This window comes from Xanthomonas sp. WHRI 6106, assembly GCF_040202405.1.
Lineage (GTDB): Bacteria > Pseudomonadota > Gammaproteobacteria > Xanthomonadales > Xanthomonadaceae > Xanthomonas > Xanthomonas cannabis.
In genome coordinates, this window is record NZ_JBEGFC010000006.1 from 75,601 (window position 1) to 101,392 (window position 25,792).

Annotated in this window: 22 protein-coding genes and 1 riboswitch; of the genes, 17 read left to right on the top strand and 5 right to left on the bottom strand. The window is 67.5% G+C overall.

Annotated elements, in window-relative coordinates:
* Positions 1 to 74: 74 nt before the first annotated feature.
* From glyA to ribD, 4 genes are all read left to right on the top strand, one after another.
* Complete coding sequence (gene glyA / locus ABQZ09_RS10720) at positions 75 to 1,343, top strand: serine hydroxymethyltransferase (RefSeq protein WP_039408252.1); 1,269 nt, start codon at positions 75 to 77, stop codon at positions 1,341 to 1,343.
* Positions 1,344 to 1,445: 102 nt separating this feature from the next.
* Entirely contained in the window at positions 1,446 to 1,970 is a 525-nt protein-coding gene (gene nrdR / locus ABQZ09_RS10725; RefSeq protein WP_003490311.1) for a transcriptional regulator NrdR, read from the top strand.
* Complete coding sequence (locus tag ABQZ09_RS10730; RefSeq protein WP_349776862.1) at positions 1,967 to 2,455, top strand: GNAT family N-acetyltransferase; 489 nt, start codon at positions 1,967 to 1,969, stop codon at positions 2,453 to 2,455. The genes nrdR and ABQZ09_RS10730 overlap by 4 nt, the downstream gene beginning before the upstream one ends.
* On the top strand, positions 2,448 to 3,557 hold the full coding sequence (gene ribD / locus ABQZ09_RS10735) for a bifunctional diaminohydroxyphosphoribosylaminopyrimidine deaminase/5-amino-6-(5-phosphoribosylamino)uracil reductase RibD (protein WP_349776863.1): 1,110 nt from the start codon (positions 2,448 to 2,450) through the stop codon (positions 3,555 to 3,557). Before ABQZ09_RS10730 ends, ribD begins: the two co-directional genes overlap by 8 nt.
* 58 nt (positions 3,558 to 3,615) lie before the next feature.
* Here ribD and ABQZ09_RS10740 read toward each other — a convergent pair whose 3' ends face one another.
* Entirely contained in the window at positions 3,616 to 4,239 is a 624-nt protein-coding gene (locus tag ABQZ09_RS10740) for a hypothetical protein (protein ID WP_184552889.1), read from the bottom strand.
* 218 nt (positions 4,240 to 4,457) lie between these two features.
* Positions 4,458 to 4,633: riboswitch (FMN riboswitch) on the top strand.
* Positions 4,634 to 4,800: 167 nt separating this feature from the next.
* Between ABQZ09_RS10740 and ABQZ09_RS10745 the strand changes: the two genes are divergently transcribed.
* The 12 genes from ABQZ09_RS10745 (at position 4,801) to ABQZ09_RS10800 (ending at position 20,517) form a co-directional block, all read left to right on the top strand.
* Positions 4,801 to 5,403 (top strand): riboflavin synthase, encoded by a 603-nt coding sequence (locus ABQZ09_RS10745; protein WP_349776864.1) that lies wholly within the window; start codon positions 4,801 to 4,803, stop codon positions 5,401 to 5,403.
* Complete coding sequence (gene ribB / locus ABQZ09_RS10750; RefSeq protein WP_104579080.1) at positions 5,400 to 6,539, top strand: 3,4-dihydroxy-2-butanone-4-phosphate synthase; 1,140 nt, start codon at positions 5,400 to 5,402, stop codon at positions 6,537 to 6,539. Before ABQZ09_RS10745 ends, ribB begins: the two co-directional genes overlap by 4 nt.
* 290 nt (positions 6,540 to 6,829) lie before the next feature.
* The gene (ribH, locus tag ABQZ09_RS10755; protein WP_003490334.1) at positions 6,830 to 7,294 is read left to right on the top strand and encodes a 6,7-dimethyl-8-ribityllumazine synthase; all 465 of its coding nucleotides are present in this window, start codon (positions 6,830 to 6,832) and stop codon (positions 7,292 to 7,294) included.
* Positions 7,291 to 7,761 (top strand): transcription antitermination factor NusB, encoded by a 471-nt coding sequence (nusB, locus tag ABQZ09_RS10760; RefSeq protein WP_029219036.1) that lies wholly within the window; start codon positions 7,291 to 7,293, stop codon positions 7,759 to 7,761. Before ribH ends, nusB begins: the two co-directional genes overlap by 4 nt.
* A 223-nt stretch (positions 7,762 to 7,984) precedes the next feature.
* Positions 7,985 to 8,959, top strand: coding sequence for a thiamine-phosphate kinase (thiL, locus tag ABQZ09_RS10765; protein WP_349776865.1), 975 nt, complete (start codon positions 7,985 to 7,987; stop codon positions 8,957 to 8,959).
* A gap of 620 nt (positions 8,960 to 9,579) precedes the next feature.
* The gene (locus tag ABQZ09_RS10770; protein ID WP_349776866.1) at positions 9,580 to 11,160 is read left to right on the top strand and encodes a CocE/NonD family hydrolase; all 1,581 of its coding nucleotides are present in this window, start codon (positions 9,580 to 9,582) and stop codon (positions 11,158 to 11,160) included.
* Positions 11,161 to 12,455: 1,295 nt separating this feature from the next.
* Complete coding sequence (locus tag ABQZ09_RS10775) at positions 12,456 to 12,548, top strand: potassium-transporting ATPase subunit F (protein ID WP_039408212.1); 93 nt, start codon at positions 12,456 to 12,458, stop codon at positions 12,546 to 12,548.
* Between the two features lie 15 nt (positions 12,549 to 12,563).
* A complete protein-coding gene (gene kdpA, locus ABQZ09_RS10780; RefSeq protein WP_349776867.1) occupies positions 12,564 to 14,378 on the top strand; it encodes a potassium-transporting ATPase subunit KdpA in 1,815 nt (604 codons plus the stop codon).
* Positions 14,379 to 14,390: 12 nt separating this feature from the next.
* Positions 14,391 to 16,439, top strand: coding sequence for a potassium-transporting ATPase subunit KdpB (kdpB, locus tag ABQZ09_RS10785; protein WP_184552878.1), 2,049 nt, complete (start codon positions 14,391 to 14,393; stop codon positions 16,437 to 16,439).
* Between the two features lie 3 nt (positions 16,440 to 16,442).
* Entirely contained in the window at positions 16,443 to 17,093 is a 651-nt protein-coding gene (gene kdpC, locus ABQZ09_RS10790) for a potassium-transporting ATPase subunit KdpC (RefSeq protein WP_039566229.1), read from the top strand.
* Between the two features lie 57 nt (positions 17,094 to 17,150).
* A complete protein-coding gene (locus ABQZ09_RS10795; RefSeq protein WP_349776868.1) occupies positions 17,151 to 19,811 on the top strand; it encodes a DUF4118 domain-containing protein in 2,661 nt (886 codons plus the stop codon).
* Positions 19,801 to 20,517 (top strand): response regulator, encoded by a 717-nt coding sequence (locus ABQZ09_RS10800; protein WP_039408198.1) that lies wholly within the window; start codon positions 19,801 to 19,803, stop codon positions 20,515 to 20,517. The genes ABQZ09_RS10795 and ABQZ09_RS10800 overlap by 11 nt, the downstream gene beginning before the upstream one ends.
* 203 nt (positions 20,518 to 20,720) lie before the next feature.
* Here ABQZ09_RS10800 and ABQZ09_RS10805 read toward each other — a convergent pair whose 3' ends face one another.
* From ABQZ09_RS10805 to ABQZ09_RS10820, 4 genes are read right to left on the bottom strand one after another with little or no spacing between them, the layout of a single operon-like run.
* Positions 20,721 to 22,109 carry an FAD-binding oxidoreductase gene (locus ABQZ09_RS10805; protein ID WP_349776869.1) on the bottom strand — a complete coding sequence of 463 codons (1,389 nt, stop codon included), beginning with the start codon at positions 22,107 to 22,109 and terminating at the stop codon, positions 20,721 to 20,723.
* The gene (locus ABQZ09_RS10810) at positions 22,106 to 22,645 is read right to left on the bottom strand and encodes a metal-dependent hydrolase (protein ID WP_349776870.1); all 540 of its coding nucleotides are present in this window, start codon (positions 22,643 to 22,645) and stop codon (positions 22,106 to 22,108) included. The genes ABQZ09_RS10805 and ABQZ09_RS10810 overlap by 4 nt, the downstream gene beginning before the upstream one ends.
* Before the next feature lie 41 nt (positions 22,646 to 22,686).
* Positions 22,687 to 23,055: a YraN family protein gene (locus ABQZ09_RS10815; RefSeq protein ID WP_349776871.1), complete on the bottom strand. Its 369-nt coding sequence runs from the start codon at positions 23,053 to 23,055 to the stop codon at positions 22,687 to 22,689.
* 4 nt (positions 23,056 to 23,059) lie between these two features.
* Positions 23,060 to 24,790, bottom strand: a complete 1,731-nt coding sequence (locus ABQZ09_RS10820; protein ID WP_349776872.1) for a penicillin-binding protein activator — start codon at positions 24,788 to 24,790, stop codon at positions 23,060 to 23,062.
* 82 nt (positions 24,791 to 24,872) lie between these two features.
* On the opposite strand from ABQZ09_RS10820, the gene rsmI reads away from it, so the two are divergent.
* Entirely contained in the window at positions 24,873 to 25,694 is an 822-nt protein-coding gene (rsmI, locus tag ABQZ09_RS10825) for a 16S rRNA (cytidine(1402)-2'-O)-methyltransferase (RefSeq protein WP_349776873.1), read from the top strand.
* Positions 25,695 to 25,792 lie beyond the last annotated feature (98 nt).

Genomic DNA, 25,792 nt, shown 5'->3' on the forward strand with positions numbered 1-25,792 from the left:
ATGCGATTGGTCACCCGTGCGGCGGGGGCTTACAATCGGCGGCCCTACTGGCTGCAGCTGCTCCGGAGCTTTGCATGTTCTCGCGCGACGTCCGACTGGAAACCTACGACCCCGAACTGGCCAAGGCCATCGCCGCTGAAGTCGGCCGCCAGGAGGATCACGTCGAGCTGATCGCCAGCGAAAACTACTGCAGCCCGCTGGTGATGGAAGCGCAGGGCAGCCAGCTGACCAACAAGTACGCCGAAGGCTATCCGGGCAAGCGCTACTACGGTGGCTGCGAATACGTCGACATCGCCGAGCAGCTGGCGATCGACCGCATCAAGCAGGTGTTCGGCGCGGGCTCCACGGAAGATATGTATGCAAATGTGCAGCCGCATAGCGGCTCGCAGGCCAACCAGGCGGTGTATCTGGCGCTGCTGCAGCCGGGCGACACCATCCTGGGCATGAGCCTGGCCCACGGCGGCCACCTGACCCACGGCGCCAAGGTCAATGTCTCCGGCAAGCTGTTCAACGCCGTGCAGTACGGCGTCAACGAGCAGGGCCTGATCGATTACGACGAGGTGCAGCGCCTGGCCACCGAGCACAAGCCGAAGATGGTCGTGGCCGGTTTCTCTGCGTATTCGCAGAAGATCGACTGGGCGCGCTTCCGTGCCATCGCCGACAGTGTCGGTGCCTACCTGTTCGTGGACATGGCGCACATCGCCGGCCTGGTGGCTGCCGGTGTGTACCCCAGCCCGATGGAGCACGCGCACGTGGTCACCTCGACTACCCACAAGACCCTGCGCGGTCCGCGTGGCGGCATCATCGTGGCCAAGGGCGCGAGCGAAGAGTTGCAGAAGAAGCTGCAGTCGATCGTGTTCCCCGGCATCCAGGGCGGCCCGCTGATGCACGTCATCGCGGCCAAGGCCGTGGCCTTCAAGGAAGCGCTGGAGCCGGCCTTCAAGACCTACCAGCAGCAGGTGGTCAAGAATGCCCAGGCCATGGCCAACACGCTCATTGCGCGCGGCTACAAGATCGTTTCCGGCGGCACCGAAAATCATCTGATGCTGGTGGACATGATCGGCCGCGATGTCTCCGGCAAGGAGGCAGAAGCCGCGCTCGGCAAGGCCCACATCACCGTCAACAAGAACTCCGTGCCCAACGACCCGCGCTCGCCGTTCGTGACCTCGGGCCTGCGCCTGGGGACCCCGGCCATCACCACGCGCGGCTACAAGGAACAGGACAGCATCGACCTGGCCAACTGGATCGCCGACGTGCTGGACGCACCAACCGACGAAGCAGTGCTCGCCAAGGTCCGCGATGCGGTGACCGCGCAGTGCAAGAAATATCCGGTGTATGGCTGAGATGCCGGGATTGGAGATTCGTGATTCGGGATGCGCTAACCGCACGTCCTTGCTTGTGCTGTTGCCAATCCCGAATCCCCAATCCCAAATCCCGGACGTCTGATGCACTGCCCCTTCTGCCAGCACAACGACACCCGGGTGATTGATTCGCGCGTGTCCGAAGACGGCACGACGATCCGTCGGCGGCGCGAGTGCGAGGCCTGCGGCGAGCGTTTCAGCACCCTGGAAACGATCGAACTCAAGCTGCCCACCGTGGTCAAGAGCGACGGTGGACGCGAGGCGTTCGATGCGCGCAAGTTGCGCACCAGCTTCGACCGCGCGCTGCAGAAGCGCCCCGTCGCCGAAGAACAGATCGAAGCGGCGGTGCGGGCGGTCGTGCATCAGCTGCGCATGTCCGGCGAACGCGAAGTGGGTTCGCTGCGGGTAGGCGAATACGTGATGGTCGAGCTGCGCAAGCTCGATCACGTCGGCTACGTACGCTTTGCCTCGGTGTATCGCAGTTTTCAGGACGTGGCGGATTTTCGCGAAGAGATCGAAAAGCTCGAACGCGAACTGCCGGTCGGCAGCGAACAACTGCCGCTGCTGGAAGCGGCACTGGAACGCGCCGGCAAACCCGGCAAGCGGTGAGCGCGATGCGCATCGCCTGCGCTGCAGAAACACCGGACGATCTGCCTGCGATTGCGCAAGCGCATCTACAGGCCTTCGGCGCGTTGTTGCCGGAGTGGAACCTCGATGAGGCGCTGAGCGAACTGCGCAGCCATACACGTGATGGCGTCATCCCGACGACCTGGGTGGCGCTGGATCGGGCGCAGTGGCTCGGCTCGGTGAGCCTGCTCGAAAACGACGACGCCCGCATGCGGCAATGGTCTCCCTGGCTGGCCTCGTTATACGTGCGGCCGCAGGCGCGCGGGCAGGGCATCGGCGAGGCACTGGTGGCGCATTGCGTGCAGGCCGCCGCGCGTCTGGGCGTGCCGCTGCTGTACCTGTATTGCCAGCCGGCCCTGGTGCCGTTTTACCAGCGGCTGGGATGGCAGACGCATACCGAATTCTCGCTGGGGCCGATGCAGATCGTGGTGATGTGCATTGCGCCGGGAGTGCAACGCAATGACTGAGACCACGACGGGCGCGAGTGCCGACGACCACCGCTGGATGGCGCAGGCCTTGCGCCTGGCCGAGCGCGGCGCCTACACCACGCGCCCCAATCCGATGGTGGGCTGCGTGATCGTGCGCGACGGCGTGTGCGTGGGCGAAGGCTTCCACCAACGCGTCGGCGGCCCACATGCCGAAGTGTTCGCATTGCGCGCAGCCGGCGAGCTGGCGCGCGGGGCGACCGCCTATGTCACCCTGGAGCCGTGCGCGCATTACGGGCGCACGCCGCCGTGTGCGTTGGCGTTGATCGAGGCAGGCGTCACGCGTGTGGTCGCGGCGATGGCCGACCCGTTTCCACAGGTCAATGGCGGCGGTTTCGCGCTGCTGCGCGAGGCTGGAATCGCGGTGCTGAGCGGGGTGATGCAAGCCCAGGCGCGCCTGCTCAACCAGGGCTTCCTGTCGCGCGTGGAGCGTGGCCGGCCGTGGCTACGGGTCAAACTCGGCGCGACTCTTGATGGACGCACCGCCCTGGCCAGCGGCGAATCCAAATGGATCACCGGAAGCGACGCGCGCGCCGATGTGCAGCGTTGGCGCGCACGTGCCGGCGCGATCCTGACCGGTGCCGGCACCGTGCTGGCCGACGATCCGTCGATGACGGTGCGGCTCGGCGACGACACTCCGTTCGTGCCGCCGTTGCGGGTGGTGCTGGATGCCGGCCTGCGCAGCTTGGCGTGCAGGAACATTCGCCACGGCGATGCACCGACGTTGTATCTGCATGGCGATGCCGTCGCGCCGACCGCGGTGGATGGTGCGGAGTGCGCGGCATTGCCGCTGCGCGCTGGTCGCTTCGATCTGGCTGCGGTGCTGGCGTTGCTGGCCCGGCGTGGCATCAACGAAGTGCACGTGGAAGCCGGCGCCACGCTGGGCGGTGCGCTGTTGCAGGCCGGGTTGGTTGATGAGCTGTTGGTCTACCTGGCCCCGGTGTTGCTGGGCGACACCGCACGGCCGCTGCTCGCTGGGCTTGGCGTCGAAACGCTGGCGCAGCGGCATGCATTGCAGCTACGCGATGTGCGTCAGCTCGGGCAGGATCTGCGTCTGCGCTACGCGCCGCTCGCGATGGCGTGAGCGCCGCAAAAAGAAAGGCCCCGCATGCGGGGCCTTCAATTGCCAGCAACGCGCGTGATCAGAAGCTGGCGCGGACACCGACGCGGTACTGGTTGGCGTTGTCGATGAACTCGACTTCGCCGACCAGGCCCCAGGTGGTGGTGAAGTTGACCTGGCCGCCGAGGGTACCGACGAATTCGCCTTCGTCCACGTCGCTGCCGTCGATGTAGCCGGCCTTGATCCAGGCTTCGGTACGCGGCGAGGGCTTGCCACGCAGGCCCAGGTTGCCGAAGCCCAGGGTGCTGGTATCGGACGAATCGCCAAGCGAACGGCCGCCGCGACGCAGATCGGATTCGACCTTGGAGCGCAGCACGCTGATGTCGGCGGTGAATTCGACGCGCTCGGTCATTTCCTGGCGGTAACCGATACCCAGATTCGCCTGCTGCAGTGTGCCTTCGAGCACGAAGCCCGCGCCCAGGTTGAAGTCCTTCTCGGCACGCTGGTAGCCAGCGAACACGTAGACGGGCTCGGCGATCTGCCAGGAACCGCGGATGTAGCCGCCATCCAGGTCGTCCGAATCATCGTTGACGCTGATCTCGGTACGGTTCCAGCCGCCTTCGATGTAGCTATAGCTCAGGCCTTCCGCATAGGCGGCAAACGGGGCGGCAGCCAGCAGGGCGGCCAGAATCAGGGTGTTGCGCATTGGATGGTTCTCTCCGAAGTGATGTCCGTGTCTCCGCCCCATTGCGGGGAGGAAAATGCGACGTCTCCCGTCGCGGTGCGTAATTTAACAGATCCTTCACAAAACTAGCTATGGGGGATTTCCCGACATGACGCAGCGTCCTGCCAGCTATGGCTTTCAGACAGCTAAGGGCAGAACAGGCACTGCTAAACTGCGCGAGCCGGTTCGCCGGCACTTACGAACGTCTTCAGGGCGGGGTGCGATTCCCCACCGGCGGTAGGCACGCGCAAGCGTGCGAGCCCGCGAGCGCTTCGCCGCGATGGTTGGCACTGCATGTGTCGGGCATCGCGCGAAGGTCAGCAGATCCGGTCCAATGCCGGAGCCGACGGTATAGTCCGGATGAAAGAAGACGGCCACCGCGCAGCCTTGCGGCTGTGCGCGCGCCTGTTTGCTTTGCCTTGTGGCGTTTTTCGCTCAACTCCTGCGAGAAACGACTATGTCTTTGCATCACCCGCTGCGCTGTAATGCACCTGTCCACCGCCCGACTTCCGCGCAGCGCTCGCTGCAGAAGGGGGCGCGCTGATGTTCACCGGAATCATTGAAGGCGTCGGCCGCCTGGCCGCGCGCCAGCCGCAGGGCGGCGATGTGCGTTTCACCTTCGCCACCGGCAGCCTGCCGTTCGACGCCGTGCAGCTGGGCGAGAGCATCGCGGTCAATGGCGTGTGCCTGACCGTGATCGCGTTCGACGCAACCAGCTTCCAGGCCGATGCGTCCACCGAAACCTTGTCGCTGACCACATTGGGTGCGTTGCCCGAAGGCGCGGTGCTCAACCTCGAACGCGCGATGCGGCCCACCGACCGGCTCGGTGGGCATCTGGTCAGCGGGCATGTGGATGGTCTGGGCCAGGTGCAGTCGGTGCATGGCGATGCACGGGCGCAGCGCTGGCGCTTTGCCGCCCCGTCCTCGGTATTGCGCTATGTGGCCAAAAAAGGCTCGATCTGCGTGGACGGCGTCAGCCTGACCGTCAATGAAGTGGACGAAGACGGGTTCGAGGTTGCGCTGATCCCGCATACGGTGGCGAACACGGCGTTTTCCGCAACCGCGGTGGGCGCGGCGGTGAATCTGGAAATCGACCTGGTGGCGCGCTATGTCGAACGCCTGCTCGACGCGCGGGGTGCGGCATGAACTTCGCACCGGTTCCCGAGCTGATCGAAGAGTTGCGTGCCGGACGCATGGTGGTGATCGTCGACGACGAAGACCGCGAAAACGAGGGCGACCTGATCATGGCCGCCGAGCTGGTCAAGCCGTCGGACATCAACTTCATGGTGACCCACGCGCGCGGGTTGGTGTGCCTGTCGCTGACCCGCGAGCGCTGTGCGCAGCTTGGGCTGGCGCCGATGGTGCGCAACAACACCGCGCAGTTCCAGACCAACTTCACCGTCAGCATCGAGGCGGCCGAGGGCGTGACCACCGGTATTTCGGCCTACGATCGCGCGCACACCGTGCGTACCGCAGTGCGCCCGGATGCCCGGCCGCAGGATCTGAGCCAGCCGGGCCACATTTTCCCGCTGATTTCCCAGCCCGGGGGCGTGCTGACCCGTGCCGGCCACACCGAGGCCGCCAGCGACCTGCCGATGCTGGCCGGGCTGGAGCCGGCCGGCGTGCTGGTGGAAGTGCTCAACCCGGACGGCAGCATGGCGCGTCGCCCGCAGCTGGAAGTGTTCGCACGCGAGCACGGGCTGAAGATGGGCTCGATCGCCGACCTGATCGCCTACCGCCTGGCCAACGAGCACACCGTCGAGCGGGTGGATGCGCGCGAGATCAGCACCGAATTCGGCCCGTTCCAGCTGGTGACCTACCGCGACCGCATCGCCCACGACCTGCACTTTGCCCTGGTGCGCGGCGCTGCTGATCCGGCCACGCCCACGCTGGTCCGGGTGCAGGTGGAAAACCCGCTGGCCGACCTGCTGCACTGGCAGCGCGAGGATTTCGGCGTGGCCGCCACCGATGCCTTGCGCGCGATCGCCGCCGAAGGGCAGGGGGTGATGGTGGTGCTGTCGGCCCCGCGCGACAGCGAATCGTTGTTGGCACGGCTGCGCCAGCAGCCCGAAGCTGCGGCCAACGCCAAGGATGTAAGCCAGTGGCGGCGCAATGGCGCCGGTGCGCAGATCCTGGCCGAGCTAGGCCTGGGCAAGCTGCGCGTGCTCGGCACCCCGCGCCGGCAGGTGGGTCTGGCCGGGTTCGGGCTGGAGGTGGTGGAGTACCTGGAGTGCCATCCCGGCGAAGGCGTGCGCTCAGTGCCGCCGTCCGCGGTCCCCTGAGCTGACGGCGAGCCATTGCCGCCGTCAGCTGATCCGCCCCGAAGACCCCGGCCGCTGCCGGTGCTGAGGCCGGGCTGGCGGCGCGCGCCGTCAGTCGTGTCCCGGCCCGGTGTCGGCCGCCGGTTCCCGCCGTGGGCTGCGCCAGCTGGCGCACCGGCGGCGAGTCGCCGCCCCGTCTGTGTCTTGAACCGGATGGCCGGGTCTGCTTGTGCGGGACCCGGCCTGCACGCGGCGGCCGGGCCTGGCGCGGCAGCTGTTAAACTTCCCGCCCCCTCGAGGTTCCGACCCGCATGACCCACTACGAAGGCGATCTCCGCCCCACCACCGCGCGCTTTGCGATCATCGCCAGCCGCTGGAATGCCCGCATCACCGACGTGCTGGTTGCCGGCGCGCGCCAGAGCCTGGCCGGCAACGGCATCGGCGAGGACGCCATCGACGTGATCCGCGTGCCCGGCGCCTGGGAAATCCCGATCGCCGCCAACCGCGTGGCGCAGTCCGGCCAGCATGGCGCGATCATCGCACTGGGCTGCGTGATCCGTGGCGATACCCGCCACTACGAGCACGTGGCCGACCTGTGCGCCGAAGGCCTGATGAGCGTGCAGTTGCAGACCGGCGTGCCGGTGCTCAACGGCGTGCTGGCGGTGGAGCGCGTGGAGGATGCCGAGGCGCGTGCCGGCGGCAGCCACGGCAACAAGGGCGAGGAATGCGCGCTTGCGGCGCTGGAACTGGTGAATCTGATGGAGTTGTTGCCATGAGCAAGTCCGGTGGACATGCCCGCCACGGCCGTCGCGACGGCATCGACCCGGTGCTGCGCTCGCGTGCGCGCCGCCGCGCCCTGCAGGCAGTGTATGCGTGGCAGATTTCCGGCGGATTCGCCAAGCAGGTGATCGCGCAGTTTGCGCACGAGCAGGCGCACGAGGTGGCCGATCTGGCGTACTTCGAAAGCCTGGTTGATGGCGTGATTGCCAATCGCGCGGAGCTGGATACCGCGCTGACGCCGTACCTTGACCGCGGCGTGGAAGAGGTCGATGCGATCGAGCGTGCGGTGCTGCGCCTGGCGGCCTACGAGCTGCTGTACCGGCAGGACGTGCCGTACCGCGTGGTGATCAACGAAGCGATCGAAACCGCCAAGCGCTTCGGCTCCGAACATGGGCACACCTACGTCAATGGCGTGCTCGATCGCGCGGCGGTGGAGTGGCGCAAGGTGGAGTCGGGTGCCTGAGGCGCCGAGATTCGGCATTGGTGATTCGGGATTGGCAGGGAGCGACGGTGCCCGTAATGCAAGGTGCTAGCGCCTTCGCTTGAGCGGCCCAGCCGTGGCTTGAGCGATGCCACCCCGCCCTGCCGCATCCATCGACGGTGCAGCTGGTCGGCTGTCGTTCCGCACCTCGCAAAGCCCGCTGTCACCAATCCCGAATGCCCAATCCCAAATCCCGGCCCTTCAAATGCCCGAATTCGATCTGATTGCCCGTCTGCGCGCGCGCATTGCCACGCGGGCCGACGTGCCGTTGGGCATTGGCGACGACGCGGCATTGCTGCAACCGCCGGCAGGCGAGCAACTGGCCATCACGGCCGATACGCTCAATGCCGGGGTGCATTTTCCGCTTGAGACGCGCGCCTACGATCTCGGCTGGAAAACGCTGGCCGTCAATCTGTCCGATCTTGCCGCGATGGGCGCGCAGCCGCGCTGGTGCACCTTGTCGCTGTCGTTGCCGCACGACGATCTGGCCTGGGTGGAGGCATTTGCCGATGGCTTCTTCGCGCTGGCCGATGCGCACGAGATTGCCTTGGTCGGCGGCGATACCACGCGCGGGCCGCTGTCGTGTGCGGTGACTGCCATCGGCAGCGTGCCGCCAGGTGCGGCGCTGCGTCGCGATGGCGCGCGCGTGGGCGATGACGTGTGGGTGACCGGTGCGCTCGGCGAGGCGGCGGCGGCGTTGTCGTTATGGCAGGGGGGCCAGTTGGATGTCACGCGCGTGGCGGCTGATCCGGTGCACGAACGCTGGCGCGGCCGGCTGCTGCGTCCGCAACCACGGGTGCAGGCCGGCCTGCGCTTGCGGGGTCTTGCGCACGCCTGCGTGGATGTCTCGGACGGTCTGCTGGCCGATCTGGGCCACTTGTGCGAGCGCAGCGGTGTGGGGGCACAGTTGGCGTCAGCGGCCTTGCCGGCGATGTCGCGCAACGCGGGAATCAGCGCACTGCAATGCACCGGCTGGCAATTGGGCGGCGGCGACGATTACGAGCTGTGTTTCACCGCCGCGCCACAGCACCGCGACGCCGTGCTGCAGGCGCTGGCATTTGCCGACGTCGCGGCCACGCGCCTCGGCCGGATCACGGCCGCGCCGGGCGTGGTGGTGCACGACGCCGAGGGCCATGCCTGGCAACCGCCGCAGCGCGGATACCAGCATTTCGTCGGCTGACCCGTAAGGATTGCTGCAGGGCGAATGCTGCGCTGCTCGATGCGGCAGCGGCGGCGGGGTGATGCGGCGCGCCGCATCGGGTGCTTCGATCATCGCACCGAGTGACATTATCTCGACGATTTCGTGGCCCTCACCGCGCGGCTGCAGCGCCAATTTCTCCGCTGCTTGCGCAGCAACCGCAGGCACGATTGCCCGGCAGCGACGCGCTTGCGAGTAGAGTCGGCTCGGCATTCGAGAATTGCGAATGCCGTGTTCGCCACATCCGCTCGTTGACACTTCTCCCGCAGGCAAGAAGTGGACGTGCCCCGCCGTGCCGATCCGGATCTGAGGCAGGCGATTGCCTGCGCCAATGAGGACCAGGCTGGCACCTATCTTCGCCTCCCCATTCCCCATTCCCGACTCCCGACTCCCGACTCCCGACTCCCGACTCCCGATTCCCGATTCCCGATTCCCGATTCCCGATTCCCGATTCCCGATTCCCGATTCCCGATTCCCGATTCCCGGCCCTTGAGCCCCACCGTACCGTCTGGTACGTTCGCTCGGCGTTCTCCCCCGAACCACGGATGCATGGCAATCGCCGCTGGGCCATCCCGGCCCTGCCTCGCGTGGGAGAGAGCAGCATGAACAGGGTTTGGATCCGAGGCATCGCCGCCATCGCGTTGCTGGTGGCGGCGGCGTCAGCAACTGCGGGCGCTTTCAGCAAGACCTACGAGCGCATCCCCGGCTGGGATGGGGCGCCGATGGGCGCACTGGTGCTGGTGCCGCAAGGGCAGGGGAGCGGGCCGTTTCCGCTGATCGTGATGCCGGCCAGCTGGTCGTTGCCCAACCTGGAATACCTCGGCCGGGCCACCCAGCTGGCCAGCGATGGCTACGTGGTCGTCAGCTACACCTCGCGCGGGTTCTGGGACTCGGCCGGGCAGATCGACATTGCCGGGCAGGACACCGTGGAAGACGTCAGTGCGGTGATCGATTGGGCATTGGCCCGCACGCCCTCCAATCCCGAGGCGATCGGTGCGTCGGGCATCTCCTACGGCGCGGGCATCAGCCTGGTGGCCGCCGGGCGCGACCCGCGCATCAAGGCAGTGGCGGCGCTCAGTGGCTGGGCGGACCTGGAGGCGTCGCTGTACTCCAATCGCACCGTCAGCCAGCAGGGCGTCGGTCTGTTGGTGGGCGCAGGCGCGCTGACCGGGCGACCGGGGCCGGATCTGGCGCAGATCGGCACACGCGTTGCGCAAGGCGATTACGACGGCGCGGTGCAGGGCTTCCTGCCGCAGGCGGCCTCGCGCAGCCCGGCCACCGAGGTGGCGGCCCTCGACGCGCGCGGCACCGCCGTGCTGCTGGGCAATGCCTTCAACGATGGGCTGTTCCCGCCGAACCAGACGATTGCCTTCTTCAATCAGCTGCGCGGCCCCAAGCAGTTGCTGCTCAGCCAGGGCGATCACGCCACCACGGAGTTGCCCGGCGCGCTGGGGCTGCCGAACGAGGTCTATACGGCAGCCACGCGCTGGTTCGATCGCCATCTCAAGCAGCTGCGGAACGGCGTGGACGCCGAGGCACCGGTGCGGCTGTCGCCACGCGCCGGACAATGGCTGGCATATGCGGATTGGGCGGTGGTGCAGCAGGGCAGCACGCGCCTGGGACTATCTGCACCGACCGGCGTGCTCAGTCCGACCGGTGGGTTGATCGGCGGCACTGCCAGTGGCTGGCAGTCGCGCATCGCCACCGATGTGCCGACGGTGGCAGACTCCGGCGTGGTGCTGGTCAGCGGCCTGCTTCAGGGCATCGGCGTGCCGGTGACCACCTCGATTCCGCTGGTCAACCGCGCCGGTGCTGCGGTGTGGGTGGGCTCGCCATCGAGCAGTACGCGGCGGCTGGCGGGCAGCCCGTCATTGCGAGTGACCGTAGTGCCCAGCCAACCGAAGGTGAGCCTGTTCGCGTATCTGTATCGCATGGACGCCCTGGGCGTGGCGCAACTGATCACGCATGCGCCGTATTCGCTGCGCGATGCAACGCCCGGCCGCGCGGTGACGCTGGACTGGCAACTGCAAGCGGCAGCAACAGAGATTCCTGCGGGGCAGCGGCTGGTGCTGGTGATCGACACCCGCGATGCGCGTTACGCGGATGCCAGCGACGGCGGCGGCACGGTGACATTCTCCTCGCCGGTGGCGACGCCTTCGGTGTTGAACGTGCCGCTGCGTTAATGCGTCGACCAGCGTGCGGCGCATAGCATTTTCGAGGAGTGGGATTGCCTGGGTTCCGCATGCGGAGGTACCGGATGACACGCCATGGTTCGGAGCCAAGCAATGCCATGACCTCAAGAACCTGCCGCTGGCGAATGATTGCTAGCCTGGATGATTGAGCTTCAGAGCTTCAGAGCTTGAGAGCTTCAGAGCTTCAGAGCTTTTAGAGCGTCAAGGCTGCAGCTCTGCACCGTTGCTGCAGGGCCCTTGCCCGCCCACCATCGCGGGACACGCTGCAAGTACGTCCATGTAAGCTCCGTGGCGGCATCCATGCCGCCAAGGGTCCCGCGACGGTGGGCGGGCAAGGACCAGTCAAGTTGTTCGGTGTGCAGGCTTTCAACAGAGCAACCAGCCAACCGTGCGACGCGGTGTCTTCGCTCTTCAGTGAAACCACCAACCAACTGTCTGGCGTGGTGTCCTCGCCGCTTGCGGGACCGTGTGGCGGCATGGATGCCGCCACCGAGCCTCCACGGACGGATTCACGGCGTGTCCCGCGAGCGGTGAGGGCACCGCGCGCTCGACCAGACTTGAAGATCGCCAAGTGATCGCGATAGGCGCGATGCAGTTGTCGCTACCTGATTGCTCAATAACGGCAGATCAGGCGGAGAGCGGATCATCTGCGCCTTTACTGCAGGGCCCTTGCCCGCCCACCATCGCGGGACACGCTGCAAGTACGTCCATGTAGCTCCGTGGCGGCATCCATGCCGCCAAGGGTCCCGCGACGGTAGGCGGGCAAGGACCAGTCGAGACGGTCGGTGCGCAAAGTTTTTCAACGAGCAACGGCAAGCCGCGACACGCTGGGTTGATTCTTCAACAAAACCACCAGCCAACTGTCTGGCGTGGTGTCCTCATCGGTTGCGGGACCGTTAGCGGCATGGATGCCGCCAACGAGCCTTACTCTGTTCGGAATGTGGCAACGTAGGTGTCTAGGGCCGGCGTAGGCACCGCACGCTCGCAGGCCTCGGCTCGACCTGGCAGGAACGTCCTGCAGCGCATCCGCATTGCATCATTTATGCGGAATTTACGCGGCGGCCAATTCAGGTCCATAGCGACTTTACGCCGGGCAGGCAGAGACTGCGCGCAGTGGCGGAGCGGTTCCGCCGTGGACGATCCTGATGCATCCCTTGACCTGTCTGCTCCATCGGCGCGGCGCGCACGGTGCGGCAGCGCTTTGCCGTATTGGCACGTACCCGTTGCCTGCGCCGTCGCATCTCGCATCCATCGCGCCGCGCTGTGCGCGTCTTGGGGAGTAGCCCATGCCTGCCTGGATGTCCCTGTTGTGCGGCGTGGCCGTACTCGTTGCTGCGGCCTACCTGTTGTACGTGGTGCTGCGGCCCGAAGACTTCTGATGCGAGTGCGCTCCAATGAGTGAAACCTTTCTTGTCTATGCGCTGGCCATCGTGCTGGCGTGGCCCCTGGGCCATTATCTGGCTGCGGTGATGCGCGGCGCGCCGATGCGCGGCGATACGTTATTCGGCTGGATCGAGCGTCCGGTGTATGCCTTGCTCGGCACGCGTCCGCAGCAGGGCATGTCCTGGCGCGGTTACAGCGTGGCCTTTCTGCTCAGCAATCTGGCCGTCGGCGTGCTGACCTGGGTGGTGTTCATGACCCAGGCCTGGCTGCCGTTCAACCCGGACGGCATCGCGAACCTGCGCTGGGATACGGCGCTGCACACCATGGTGTCGTTTGTCACCAACACCAACCAGCAGCATTACTCCGGCCAGGCGCAGCTGTCGTACCTGTCGCAGATGACGGGGATCGTCGGCCTGCAGGTGGTGACGCCGATGATGGGCCTGGCGTTGGCGGTGGCCACCTTGCGCGCGTTGTTCGGTGGGCGAGTGGCCGCAGGTTTGCCCGATGCCTTGCCGGCATTGGATACGACGGCGAGCACACGGATGCAGATGGTCGCTCAGCCCGATCCGGACGCAGCACCGATGCGGCAGGGATGGCAGCAGCCGACGCCTGACGCAGTGCTTTCGCCTGACGCCGACGTGGGCAATTATTGGGCCGACGTCATCCGCGCCAGCGTGCGCGTGCTGTTGCCGCTGTGCCTGTTGTGGAGCGTGCTGCTCGGCTGGCAAGGCGTGCCGTCGACCTTGCAGGGCGCGGCAACCGCCACGCCCCTGGATGGTAGTGCCAGCATGCCCAGCCAGACCATTCCGGTCGGCCCGGTGGCGGCGATGGTGGCGGCCAAGCAGCTCGGCACCAACGGCGGTGGCTGGTATGGCCCCAACAGTTCGGTGGCGCTGGAAAACCCCACGCCATTGAGCAATCTGCTCGAAACGCTCGCATTGGTGTTGCTGCCGATGAGCGTGGTGTTCATGGTCGGCTCCCTGACCGGGCGCAAGCGCCTCACCGCGTTGGTATTCGGCACCATGTTGACGATGTCCGCGGCGTCCACTGCATTGTTGCTGTGGTCCGAAGCGCACTCGGCCAGCGCGGGCTCGCCCGCACTGATGGAAGGCAAGGAAGTGCGCATCGGTGCGGATGCTTCGGCGTTGTGGGCGGCATTGACCACGCAGACCTCCAACGGCTCGGTCAACGCGATGCACGATTCGCTGGCGCCGTTGAGCGGCCTGGTCACGTTGGTCGACATGCTGATCAACGCCATCTGGGGCGGCATTGGCTGCGGCTTGCAGCAGTTCGTGGTGTATCTGTTGCTGAGCGTGTTTCTGGCCGGTCTGATGACCGGACGTACGCCGGAATTGTTCGGCCGCAAGATCGAAGCGCGCGAAGTGCAGTTGCTGGCACTACTGATCCTGCTGCAACCGCTGGTGGTGCTGGGCTTCACCGCAGTGGCGCTGGCCGTGCCGGCATTCACGGCCAATTCCAATCCTGGTTTCCATGGCATCAGCCAGGTGTTCTACGAGTACACCTCGGCGTTCGCCAACAACGGGTCCGGTTTTGAAGGCCTGGGCGATGCCACGTATTGGTGGAATCTGAGCTGCTCGGCGGTGTTGGCGCTGGGGCGCTATCCGGCCTCGATCCTGCCGCTGATGGTGGCCGCGCGCATGGCAGTGAAGCGGCGCGCGCCGGAGTCGGCCGGCAGCCTGCAGGTCGAGACGCCTACCTTTGCGCTGACCCTGCTGGCCATCGTGCTGGTGCTGACCGTGCTGCAGTTCATGCCGGCACTGGTGCTGGGCCCTATCGCTGAACACCTCGCCCTGGCGGCGTCCTGAGAGTCTTGAGCAATGTCTACGATCGATACGACTGAAAAACGCGCGCGCGGCGACGCGGCGTTGTTCGACGCTGCCGTGCTGGTGGCGGCGATGCGCGCGGCCTTCATCAAGCTGTCGCCGCGGCATCTGCTACGCAGCCCGGTGATGGCGGTGGTGATGGGCGGCACGGCGCTGGCGGCGGTGATCACCGCCAGCGGGCATGGCAATGCAGGCTTCGGTTGGGCGGTGACGGCGATCCTGTTCGTCACCGTGTTGTTCGGCAATTTCGCCGAGGCCATTGCAGAAGCGCGTGGTCGCGGCCAGGCCGCCTCGTTGCGGCGTGCGCGCAAGGATCTGGTGGCACGCCGGGTGGAAACCGCCCTGGGCGGGCGCGAGACGCGCGTGCCCGCCGCCGAGCTGCGGCCGGGCGATTACGTGATGGTGTCCGAAGGTGAATTCGTGCCGGCCGATGGCGAAATCGTGCGTGGCGTTGCAACGATCAACGAAGCGGCGGTGACCGGCGAATCGGCGCCGGTGCTGCGCGAGGCGGGCACCGACCGCAGCGGCGTGATCGGCGGCACGCGCGTGCTCTCCGACGAGATCGTGTTCAAGGTCACCGCCGAGCCGGGGCATAGTTTCCTGGATCGCATGATTGCGTTGGTGGAAGGCGCCAACCGGCAGAAGACGCCCAACGAAATCGCGCTGACCTTGTTGCTGGCCGCGATGACGCTGACCTTCCTGATCGTGGTGGCCTCGTTGCCGGCGATTGCCGGATTTGTCGGCGTCACGCTGGATCCGTTGCTGCTGATCGCGCTGCTGGTGTGCCTGATCCCGACCACCATCGGCGGCTTGTTGCCGGCGATCGGCATTGCCGGCATGAACCGCGCGCTGTCGGCCAATGTGCTGGCCAAATCCGGCAAGGCCGTGGAAGTGGCCGGCGACGTGGACGTGTTGCTGCTCGACAAGACCGGCACCATCACCTACGGCGACCGGCAGGCCACCGCATTCCATCCGCTGGCCGGCATCGACCGTGCGCAACTACGCGATGCGGCCATGCTGGCCTCGTTGGCCGATCCGACGCCGGAAGGCAAATCCATCGTCAAGCTGGCACGCCAGCAGGGTGCCGTGGCGGTTGAGCCGGATAGTGCACATTTCATCGGCTTCACCGCGCAGACGCGCATGTCCGGCGTGGACCTTGTCGGGCGCAGTATCCGCAAGGGGGCCGGCGATGCGATCGTGGCCTATGTGCAGGCGCAGGGCGCCACGGTGTCGCCGGAATTGCAGGGGCGTATCGAAGAAGTCGCGCGTGGCGGCGCCACCCCGCTGGTGGTGGCCGAAGGCCGGCATGTACTCGGTGTGGTCGAACTGAGCGATGTGGTCAAGCAGGGCATCAAGGAAAAGTTCGCGCAGCTGCGTGCGATGGGCATCAAGACGGTAATGATCACCGGCGACAACCCGCTCACCGCCGCTGCCATTGCCGCCGAAGCCGGCGTGGACGACTACATCGCCCAGGCGCGCCCGGAAGACAAGCTCGCGCGCATCCGCGCCGAGCAGGCCGGTGGGCGGCTGGTGGCGATGGTCGGCGATGGCACCAACGATGCACCGGCGCTTGCCCAGGCCGACGTGGGCCTGGCGATGAACTCCGGCACGCAGGCGGCCAAGGAGGCCGGCAACATGGTCGACCTGGATTCGGATCCGGCCAAGCTGCTGGCGGTGGTGGAAGTGGGCAAGCAGCAGTTGATCACGCGTGGCGCGTTGACCACGTTTTCGCTGGCCAACGATGTGTCCAAGTATTTCGCGATCCTGCCGGCGCTGTTTGCGGCAGCGATTCCATCGATGGCCGCGCTCAACGTGATGCAGTTATCGAGCCCACGTCATGCGGTGCTGGCAGCGTTGATCTTCAATGCCTTGATCATCCCGGCGTTGATTCCGCTGGCATTGCGCGGCGTGCGCTTTCGTCCGTCCAGCGCCACCGCCTTGTTGCGCCGGAACATGCTGATCTACGGGCTGGGCGGCGTGCTGCTGCCGTTTGCCGCCATCAAATTGATCGACCTGGCGCTTGCCGCCACCCTGGGTGCCTGAGCCATGACCACATCTTCCATCACCACTGCCACCACGCCAGCGTTGCGTGATGATGGCGCAGTACGCGCCTCGGTCGTGCTGGCGCTGTTTATCTTGTTGGGATTGGGCCTGGCCTACTCGCTGATCGCCACCGGCATCACCGGTGCGCTGTTTCCGGCCCAGGCGCACGGCTCGCTGCTGCGCCAGGACACGCGCGTGATCGGGTCGGCCCTGGTCGCCCAGCCCTTCAGCGATGCGCGCTACTTTCAGCCGCGCCCGTCAGCGGCCAAGTACGACCTCACCGCCGCCGCCGGCAGCAACCAGGCGCGTTCCAACCCGGACCTGCAGGCGCGCATTGCCGCCACCCGTGCCGAGGTCGCTGCGCGCGACGGCATCGCCCCGGACGCAGTGCCCGGTGAATTGCTGACCCAGTCCGGCAGCGGCCTGGACCCGCACCTGAGCCCGGCCGGGGCCCAGGTGCAGGTCCGCCGCGTCGCCGCCGCCCGCGGCTGGCCGGAACCACGCGTCAGCGCGCTGCTGCAGGCGGCTATCGAGCCACCCCAGTTCGGCCTGCTCGGCCAGCCGCGGGTGAATGTGCTCGCGCTGAACCTCGCATTGGATGCGGCGGGAAGCGGGGAAGCTGGAAGCGACGGCAAAGCAAAGCACCCGCATTAGAAGCGATGCTTGTAGCCTTTACGAATCTCCAATCCCCAATCTCCAATCCCGGCCTCCATGCCCGACGCCCGCACCCAGCAAGCCGACGCGCTGATCGGCGAATTACAGCGCGAACACGGCGGGCGCCTGACGGTGTTCCTGGGCGCAGCCCCCGGCGTCGGCAAGACCTACGCCATGTTGTCGCGGGCGCGCGAGCGGCTGCGCCAGGGCATGGATGTGGTGGCCGGGGTGGTGGAAACCCACGGGCGTAGTGAAACGGCCGCCTTGCTGGACGGCTTGCCGCTGCTGCCGCGCGCCCGCGTGAGCTATCAGGGGCGGCTGCTGGAAGAACTGGACCTGGATGCACTGCTGGCGCGCAAGCCGCAGCTGGCCCTGATCGACGAGCTGGCCCACCGCAATGTGCCGGGCAGCCGGCATGAGCGCCGCTGGCAGGACATCGTGGAACTGCTCGATGCCGGTATCGACGTCTACACCACGGTCAACATCCAGCACCTGGAAAGCCTCAACGACATCGTGCTGCGCATCACCGGCGTGCGCGTGTCCGAAACGGTGCCCGATGCGGTGTTCGACCGCCTGCGCGATATCGTGCTGGTGGACCTGCCGCCGCGCGAACTGATCGAGCGCCTGCAGCAGGGCAAGGTGTATCTGCCCGAACAGGCCACGCAGGCGCTGCAGGCGTTCTTTTCGCCGTCCAACCTCACCGCATTGCGCGAGCTGGCGATGCAGACCGCCGCCGACCGTGTCGACAGCGATCTGCGCAACACCCAGGCCGCACGCGGCCTGCCCGGCACCGCTGCGTTGCGGCGACGCGTGGTGGTGGCGATCGATGGGCGTGGCAGCTCGGATTATCTGGTGCGGGTGGCGCGGCGGTTGTCGGAGCGCCGCGATGCACCCTGGACGGTGGTGACGGTGCAGACACGCACCGTGGCCGATGCCCACTGGCAGCTGGAGATCGACCGCGCCTTCGCGCTCACGCGCCGCCTCGGCGGCGATACCGCGCTGCTGCATGGCGCCAATGTCGCCGACGCCTTGCTGGATTTCGCCGCGCAGAACGGCATCTCCACCCTGGTGCTGGGGCGCACCCGCGAACGCCCGCTGGCGCGCATGTTCAACCGCACTCTGACCCAGCAACTGCTGCAACGTGGGGCGCATTACGAACTGGTCATCGTCAGCTCCGCCGATGCGCGCGCACGTGCGCGGCAGCGCTGGCGCAACCCGCGCCAATGGCTGCAGCGGTACGACCTGGCGTTCGCCGCAATCGCTGCGGCGGGCGCGGTGGCGGTGGCGTGGTTGCTGCAACGCTGGACCGACATCGACGACCTGTCGATGGTGTTCATCGTGGCAGTGGTGCTGGTGGCGTCGCGCACACGCATGGCGGCCGCCGTGATCGCCGCGCTGCTGAGTTTTGTCGCTTACAACTTCTTCTTCATCGAACCGCGCTTCACCCTGCACATCAGCGCGCGCCAGGGCGTGGTGACGGTGTGTTTGTTCCTGATTGCCGCGCTGGTCGCCGGCCGGCTGGCCTCGCGCCTGCGCAGCCAGGTGCTGGCCTTGCGCGCGGCCAATGCGCACGCCAACGCGCTGCAAGCGCTGGGCCGCCAGCTCAGCACCGCCGCCGATCTGGGCCAGGTGCTCGAAGCCGGCCGTCGCGCCCTGGCCACCGCGCTGGATGCCGAGGTCTGGCTGCGCCTGGAACAGCGCGAGAGCGACGCACCCACCAGCTTCGGTGCGCTCGATCGCAGCGCAGCGGACTGGGCCCAACGCCATGGCCAACCGGCCGGCCGTTTCACCGACACCCTGGCCGGTGCGCAGTGGTGGTGCCTGCCGGTGCGCCACGAACGCGGCACTCTGGGCGTGGCCGCGCTGCGCTTCCGCCAGAGCGTGCAGCGGCCCGGCCTGGAGCAACGCCGCCTGGCCGAAGCGATGGTGGAAGACATCGGGCAGGCCGCGCTGCGCACGCGTCTGGTCGCCGATCTGGAAGGCGCACGCGTCAGTGGCGAAACCGAGCGATTGCGCTCTGCCTTGCTGTCGTCTGTCTCGCACGATCTGCGCTCGCCGCTGGCCTCGATGATCGGCTCGGCCAGCAGCCTGGCCAGCTACGGCGATGCGATGGACGCGCAGGATCGCCACGCGCTGCTCGACACCATCCAGCTCGAAGGCGAGCGGTTGGATCGCTACATCCAGAACCTGCTCGACATGACCAAGCTCGGCCACACAGGGCTCACCTTGAATCGCGACTGGATCGGCGTGGACGAATTGATCGGCTCGGCCACCCGCCGCCTGCAGCGCTACCAGCCGGAAGTGCGCCTGCAGCTGGAACTGGCGGCCGAGCTGCCCGCCATCTGGGTCCACCCGGCGCTGGTGGAACAGGCCATCTTCAACGTGCTGGAGAATGCGGCGAAATTTTCGCCAGCCGGTGCGGCAGTCACCGTGCACGCGCGCCTGCAGGCCGGCGCCTTGCAGATCGATATCGGCGACCAGGGCCCGGGCATTCCCGAAGACGAGCGTGCGCGCATCTTCGACATGTTCTACAGCGTGGAGCGCGGCGACCGCGGGCGCAACGGCACCGGGCTGGGCCTTGCCATTTGCCAGGGCATGATCGGCGCGCATGGCGGCAGCGTGCAGGCATTGGCCGGCGCACATGGTCACGGCACCACGATCCGCATTACGCTGCCGTTGCTCGTCCCTGCCGCGCCACCTCGCCCCGATGCCGACTGACCCTACTGCCATCCCGCCCGCCCGCGTGCTGATCGTCGACGACGAGCCGCAGATCCGCCGTTTTCTCGACATCAGCCTGCGTGCACAGGGTTACCGCGTGCTGCAGGCCGGCACCGCCGAAGAAGGCCTGACCACGCTGGCCGGGCAGGGCGCCGAACTGGTGGTGCTGGACATCGGTCTGCCCGACCGCGATGGGCACGAGGTGCTGCGCGAAATCCGCCAGTGGTCCAACGTGCCGGTGATCATGCTCACCGTGCGCGCCGGCGAAACCGAAAAGGTCGCCGCCCTCGACGCCGGGGCCAACGATTACGTGACCAAACCGTTCGGCGTGCAGGAACTGATGGCACGCATCCGCGCGTTGCTGCGCCAGGCCGGCGCTGGCAGCACGGTGGAAGAAAGCGTGTTCGACGATGGCCGCCTGCATATCCATCTGGGCCTGCGCGAAGTCACGCTGGCAGGCGAGCCCGTGCCGCTGAGTCGCAAGGAATACGCCTTGCTCGCCCTGCTGCTCAAGCACGCCGGCCGCGTGGTCACCCAGCCGCAACTGCTACGCGAAGTGTGGGGCCCCACCCACGAAGAAGACACCCATTACCTGCGCATCCTGGTCGGTAAACTGCGCCAGAAACTGCACGACGATGCCGCCGACCCGCACTACATCGTCACCGAACCCGGCGTCGGGCTACGCTTTATCGGTGTGACGCGCTGAGGCAGGTGTACTGCCATCCTCGCCGCACCACGCTGTTGCAAGCAGCAAGGTGGCGTCTTTCCCGGTGCTGTCATTGCGAGTGAGCCGATGCGAGCGGCGCAGTGCGGTGCGTCGATAGCCGCATCAACGCAGACGCCGTGTGCATCGCGAGCGCATAGCTCCGCGCTTGCCAGTACGCGTTGCAGTGTCGCAGGCGCGCAACCTCACTCCAACGGCGGCAGCACCTTGCCCGGATTCAGGATCCCATCCGGATCCAGCGCGGCCTTGACCGCGCGCATCGCCGCCAGCGTGGGCGCGCTGAATGCCTGCGTCATGAAATCGCGCTTGGCCACGCCAATGCCGTGTTCGCCGGAGAGCGTGCCTTCCAGCGACAGCACCAATGCGAACAGCCGCGGCAATGCCGCGTGCGCGCGTGCGTCTTCGCTGGCATCAGCCGGGTCGTACATGATGTTGACGTGCAGGTTGCCGTTGCCTGCGTGGCCGAAGGCGACGATGGGCAGCGCGAATTCTGCAGCAAGCGCTTCCACGCCGGCCACCAGCGCAGGAATGCGCGACACCGGCACCACCACGTCTTCGTTGATCTTGCCGGGCTTGATCGTGCGTAGTGCGGGCGACAGCGCGCGCCGCGCGGCCCACAACTTGTCGCGCGCGCTGCCGTCGGCGGCGATGTCCAGACTCAGCACGCCCTCGCCATTGGCGGCGTCATGCAGTGCCTGCAATGCGTAGGGCAGGGTGTCGTGATCGCCATCGGCTTCGATCAGCAGCATCGCGCCGGCCTCGGGCACATCGCTGCCATTGCGGCGTAGCAGTGCAATGGCACTGGCATCCATGAATTCCAGCATGGTCGGCGTGGTCGGCTGCGCCATGATGCGCGACACCGCGGCCGCAGCGCTGGCGGCATCGCGGTACAGCGCGCGCAAGCCGGCCTGTGCGATGGCGCGTGGCGTCAGTTTCAAGGTCGCTTCGACGATGATCGCCAGGGTGCCTTCGCTGCCCACCAGCAGATGGGTGAGGTCGTAGCCGGTGGAATTCTTGGTGTATGCGCCGCCGCAGCGGATCACCTCGCCGGTGCCGGTCACCGCCACCAGGCCGAGCACGTTGTCGCGGGTGGCGCCGTACTTCACCGCGCGCGGGCCGCCGGCATTGGTGGATAGATTGCCGCCGACACTGCAGATCTCGGCACTGGAGGGGTCCGGTGGCCAGAACAGGCCGTGCGGCTGCAACGCCTGTTGCAGATCGCCATTGAGCACGCCGGGCTGCACCACCGCGCAGCGGTCGTCCGGACGCAACGCCACGATGCGGTTCATACGCGCCATCGACACCACCACGCCGCCGGAAAACGGCACTGCCGCGCCGGTGGTGCCGGTGCCGGCGCCGCGCGCCACGATCGGCACGCCGTGCGCGCGGCAGGCCTGCACAATGGCCACCACATCTGCGGTATCGCGCGGCAGGGCGACGGCGGCGGGCAATGCCCAGCGGCGCGAATCGTCTTCGCCATAGCGGCGGCGCGCATCGTCGCCGGTCAACCAGCCCTCGGCACCGAGGCGCGTGGCCAGCAGATCGGCCAGTGCAGCGGGAAGTACGTCGGTCATCGCATCTGATCCTGTGGTGGCGTGCGCTGGATGCATCTCCAGCCCAGCACGGCGACGGTGAGCGGCAGCCAGACCCAGCGCAGCTCGGAGCGCAGCGTGTCCAGGCCGCGCGCATTGAAAAAGCCGCTGGCGAACGGCGACACGCGAATGGGCCGCCACGGTGCAAACCAGCGTGTCTGGTCCCACGGCCAGCCCAGTGCCACGCCCAGGCCGCCGGAGGTCATTGCATCCAGCAGCGGGTGCGATGCGGCGCAGACGAACAAAAACACAGCCGCCTGCACGGCCTCGGCACGCAACAGGCGATGCGCCGCGCCACCGAACAATGCCATCACTGCGGCGAACAACAGCGAGTGGCTGGCACCGCGATGACCGAACGCGTCGGCATACGGAATGTGCAACGCAAAGGCCGCCACGTCGGCGTCGGGCAGCATCGCCGCCAGCACACCGGCAGCCAGCAGGCGTGGCGAGATGCGGCCGCGTTCACTGGCGCACCAGAGCGCCAGCGGCACCGCAGCGTGGGTCATGATGGTCGGCATCGAATGTCGGTAATGGCGTGGGTAGCGAGCGTCGGGCGTGGTCAGCAATCGTCGGCGCGGAACGCGTCGCGGATCCAGTGCAACACCGGCGGTTCGCCACGGGCGTCGACCACATCGAAGCGGCACGGCAGCGCCGCAAGCGCGGGGTGATGGACAAGAAACAATTGCGCGGCCAGTACCAGCTTGCGGCGCTTGCGCACATCCACCGAAGCCGCGCCGCCGCCGAACCGGTCGTCGCGCCGGTAACGCACTTCCACAAACACCAGCGATTGCCCGTCGCGCATCACCAGATCCAGTTCGCCGCCGCGGTAGGTGGCATTACTCACCACCAGCCGCAAACCGGCCTGCTCCAGCATGACGCGTGCAGCCGCTTCCACCGCCGCACCGCGCCGCTGACGCGCCGCCGGCATGGTCTCAGCGGCCGTCGGCGATCGGCGTCGGGCGGCCACCGTTGAAGGTGGACCAGGCCGGCGTGCGCAACACATTGCCGAAGCCATCCAGATGCAGGGTGCCGGTGGCGCCGCGCAGGCCGCCGTCGGTGCCGGTGGCGAGTTTTTCCAGATACGCGCTGATCTTCCAGGCGTCGTAGCCGAACGCGAACAGGCGGGCGGCCGGGCCGCGTGCGCTGGGCAGGGTGCTGGCCACCTGGCTGGCTGCCGGAAGACCGGAGACACCGAGCGCAGTCCAGGTTTCGCTCGGGTAGACGATGCCATCCAGCGCCAGGTCGTCTTCGACCTTGCCGGTACCAGCCACCAGCTGCGAGGTGCCCACGCGCGATTTGCCGGCAAACCCGCTCAGCGCCAGCTGTGGGGCCAGCGCACGCGCGGTGTTGCCGCGTACCGCCAGGAACACCGCATCGGCGGTGCCGTAGTTACGCAATTGCGCGCCGATGTCGCCGGGCGCATCGGCCACGCTGATGCTGCCGGCCACCGTGCCGCCGCGTTCGCTGAAACGGTCGCGGAAGGCCTTGATGGTGCGCTTGCCGTTGTCGTCGCTGGTGCCGACGATCAGCACGTTGCGGCGCTCGCGCGAGAGCAGGTATTCGGCGGCCATGATGCCGTCGTCTTCCGGCGCCAGCGAGAAGCCGGCACTGCCGGTGGGCGGCGCCTTGTTGTCGGTGGGGCGGTTGAGCGCCAGCACCGGCACGGCGAGTTGGCCGCGTGCGAACAGGGCGCTCACTTCGTCGCGCCCCAGCGGGCCGACCACGTAATCGACACCGGCGCTCACCGCTTTGTCGTACGCGGCATTGGCACCGGCCGCAGTGCCGGCGGTGTCGAAGAACTGCACTTCCGGGCGGCGGCGGGTCTCGGCGTAATAGCCAGCCAGCAGGCCGTCGCGCACCGGGGCTGAAGCGGTGGCCAGGCTGCCGGTAAGCGGTAACAGCACACCCAGCTTGACCGGTGGGCGGTAGCCGTCGCGTTCGGCCGGCGGGCGCTTGCTGGTGTCGAAGCCCCACTGCGCATCGCGCTCAAATGCGCGCGGCAGCCCCAGCCCGCGGCTGATCAGCGCGCGGCCGGCAAAGTTGTAGAGCGGGTCGCCGGCCGGCAGCGCGGCGGTGCGGCCCTTGAGGGTGGCATCGTCCAGTGCGGCCAGCAGGCGCACGATGGCGCGCTGGTTGTCGCTGCGCGCGGCGCCGGTCAGGCTGGCATCGGCACGCGCGCGGTCGGCGGCGGCGCCGAACAGGTCGCCGGTGGCTTCCAGCGCGGCAGCGCGGGCCAACAGCCAGCGCGTCTGCAGCGGCTGCGGCAATCCGTGCGGGCTGTCGCCCAACGCCTCCAACGCCTGCGCGCCCTGCTTGTCGAGCACCGCCAGCTCGCCGGTGAGCAGCCCGAAGCGGGCACGCTCTTCGCCGCTGAGATGGCGCGCGTTGACCTGCGCCAGCAGCGTGCGGGCACGCGCATCGTCGCCGGCGTCGTGCCAGCCGAACGCGGCGGCAGCCAGTAGCCGGCTGCGCTGCGCGCCACTGGCACCGGCGGCTTCGGCTTCCAGCTGCTGCGCCGCTTCGCGCGGCTTGCCCTGGTCCAGCAGCGCCAGCGCCGCGCTCTGCGTGGGCGAGGCGGTCTGGGTCACGCTGCTGGTGGCGCAGCCGGCGGCCAGCATCACCAGCAGCGACAGGGCGGAGATCCTTGCAACACGCTTGTTCATTTCAGATCCATTGGACAGGGGCCGCCTTGGCGGCCCGTTGAAAACCGCTACGATTCTACCCTTTGCCCCCGGAAGACCGCTGATGACGTCCCCTGGAACCCTGCACGTGGTCGCCACGCCGATCGGCAACCTGGCCGACCTGTCGCCGCGCGCGCAGGAGGTGCTGCGTGGCGTGGCCGCGATCTGCGCCGAAGACACCCGCCACACCCGGCAATTGCTCAGCCATTTCGGTATCGACCGCCCGCTGCTGGCCCTGCACGACCACAACGAAGAAGCGATGTCCGAGCGCATCGTGGCGCGCCTGGGCGAGGGTGAATCGCTGGCCATCGTCAGCGACGCCGGCACCCCGCTGGTCAGCGACCCGGGTTTCAAGCTGGTGCGCGCCGCCCGTGCTGCCGGCATCAAGGTCAGCCCAGTGCCGGGCGCCTGCGCGGCGATCGCCGCGCTGAGCGTGGCCGGCTTGCCCAGCGACCGCTTCGGCTTCGAAGGCTTCCTGCCGGCCAAGAGCGCCGCGCGCCGCGAGCGCCTGGCGCGGCTGGCTGGCGAGACCCGCACCCTGGTGTTCTACGAGTCGTCCCACCGCATCGTCGAGTCGCTGGCCGACCTGCGCCTTGCCTTCGGCGACGAGCGGCTGGCGGTGATCGCCCGCGAGTTGACCAAGTTGTTCGAAACCGTGCTCGACGGCACCCTGGCCGAACTGCAGGCCCGGGTCGAAGCCGACGACAACCAGCGCAAGGGCGAGTTCGTGGTGATGGTGCAGGGCGCCGCCGACGCCGCCGACGGCCAGCTCGCCGAAGGCCGCCGCGTCTACGCCAAGCTCGCCGAACACCTGCCGCCGTCCACTGCCGCCAAGCTGGCTGCCGAATTGACCGGCGCGCCGCGCAAGGCGTTGTATGGCGGCTGATGTTGTCCTCGCGGGAACATGCCTGGAAGCGACGGTGGTTGGTCGGTACCGCCTCTCGCGCCCGGGTGCGCTCCTACAAGACAATGGTCGGCTTGAAA

What these genes read in the sequence shown, in the direction of transcription:
- ABQZ09_RS10740 (WP_184552889.1), bottom strand. Translation starts at nt 4,239, where the DNA reads ATGCGCAACACCCTGATTCTGGCCGCCCTGCTGGCTGCCGCCCCGTTT.
- rsmI (WP_349776873.1), top strand. Translation starts at nt 24,873, where the DNA reads ATGACGTCCCCTGGAACCCTGCACGTGGTCGCCACGCCGATCGGCAAC.
- glyA (WP_039408252.1), top strand. Translation starts at nt 75, where the DNA reads ATGTTCTCGCGCGACGTCCGACTGGAAACCTACGACCCCGAACTGGCC.
- ribB (WP_104579080.1), top strand. Translation starts at nt 5,400, where the DNA reads ATGAACTTCGCACCGGTTCCCGAGCTGATCGAAGAGTTGCGTGCCGGA.
- ABQZ09_RS10810 (WP_349776870.1), bottom strand. Translation starts at nt 22,645, where the DNA reads ATGCCGACCATCATGACCCACGCTGCGGTGCCGCTGGCGCTCTGGTGC.
- nrdR (WP_003490311.1), top strand. Translation starts at nt 1,446, where the DNA reads ATGCACTGCCCCTTCTGCCAGCACAACGACACCCGGGTGATTGATTCG.
- ABQZ09_RS10795 (WP_349776868.1), top strand. Translation starts at nt 17,151, where the DNA reads ATGCCCGACGCCCGCACCCAGCAAGCCGACGCGCTGATCGGCGAATTA.
- thiL (WP_349776865.1), top strand. Translation starts at nt 7,985, where the DNA reads ATGCCCGAATTCGATCTGATTGCCCGTCTGCGCGCGCGCATTGCCACG.
- ABQZ09_RS10820 (WP_349776872.1), bottom strand. Translation starts at nt 24,790, where the DNA reads ATGAACAAGCGTGTTGCAAGGATCTCCGCCCTGTCGCTGCTGGTGATG.
- ABQZ09_RS10775 (WP_039408212.1), top strand. Translation starts at nt 12,456, where the DNA reads ATGCCTGCCTGGATGTCCCTGTTGTGCGGCGTGGCCGTACTCGTTGCT.
- kdpB (WP_184552878.1), top strand. Translation starts at nt 14,391, where the DNA reads ATGTCTACGATCGATACGACTGAAAAACGCGCGCGCGGCGACGCGGCG.
- ABQZ09_RS10770 (WP_349776866.1), top strand. Translation starts at nt 9,580, where the DNA reads ATGAACAGGGTTTGGATCCGAGGCATCGCCGCCATCGCGTTGCTGGTG.
- ABQZ09_RS10800 (WP_039408198.1), top strand. Translation starts at nt 19,801, where the DNA reads ATGCCGACTGACCCTACTGCCATCCCGCCCGCCCGCGTGCTGATCGTC.
- kdpC (WP_039566229.1), top strand. Translation starts at nt 16,443, where the DNA reads ATGACCACATCTTCCATCACCACTGCCACCACGCCAGCGTTGCGTGAT.
- ABQZ09_RS10815 (WP_349776871.1), bottom strand. Translation starts at nt 23,055, where the DNA reads ATGCCGGCGGCGCGTCAGCGGCGCGGTGCGGCGGTGGAAGCGGCTGCA.
- nusB (WP_029219036.1), top strand. Translation starts at nt 7,291, where the DNA reads ATGAGCAAGTCCGGTGGACATGCCCGCCACGGCCGTCGCGACGGCATC.
- ABQZ09_RS10745 (WP_349776864.1), top strand. Translation starts at nt 4,801, where the DNA reads ATGTTCACCGGAATCATTGAAGGCGTCGGCCGCCTGGCCGCGCGCCAG.
- ribD (WP_349776863.1), top strand. Translation starts at nt 2,448, where the DNA reads ATGACTGAGACCACGACGGGCGCGAGTGCCGACGACCACCGCTGGATG.
- kdpA (WP_349776867.1), top strand. Translation starts at nt 12,564, where the DNA reads ATGAGTGAAACCTTTCTTGTCTATGCGCTGGCCATCGTGCTGGCGTGG.
- ribH (WP_003490334.1), top strand. Translation starts at nt 6,830, where the DNA reads ATGACCCACTACGAAGGCGATCTCCGCCCCACCACCGCGCGCTTTGCG.
- ABQZ09_RS10805 (WP_349776869.1), bottom strand. Translation starts at nt 22,109, where the DNA reads ATGACCGACGTACTTCCCGCTGCACTGGCCGATCTGCTGGCCACGCGC.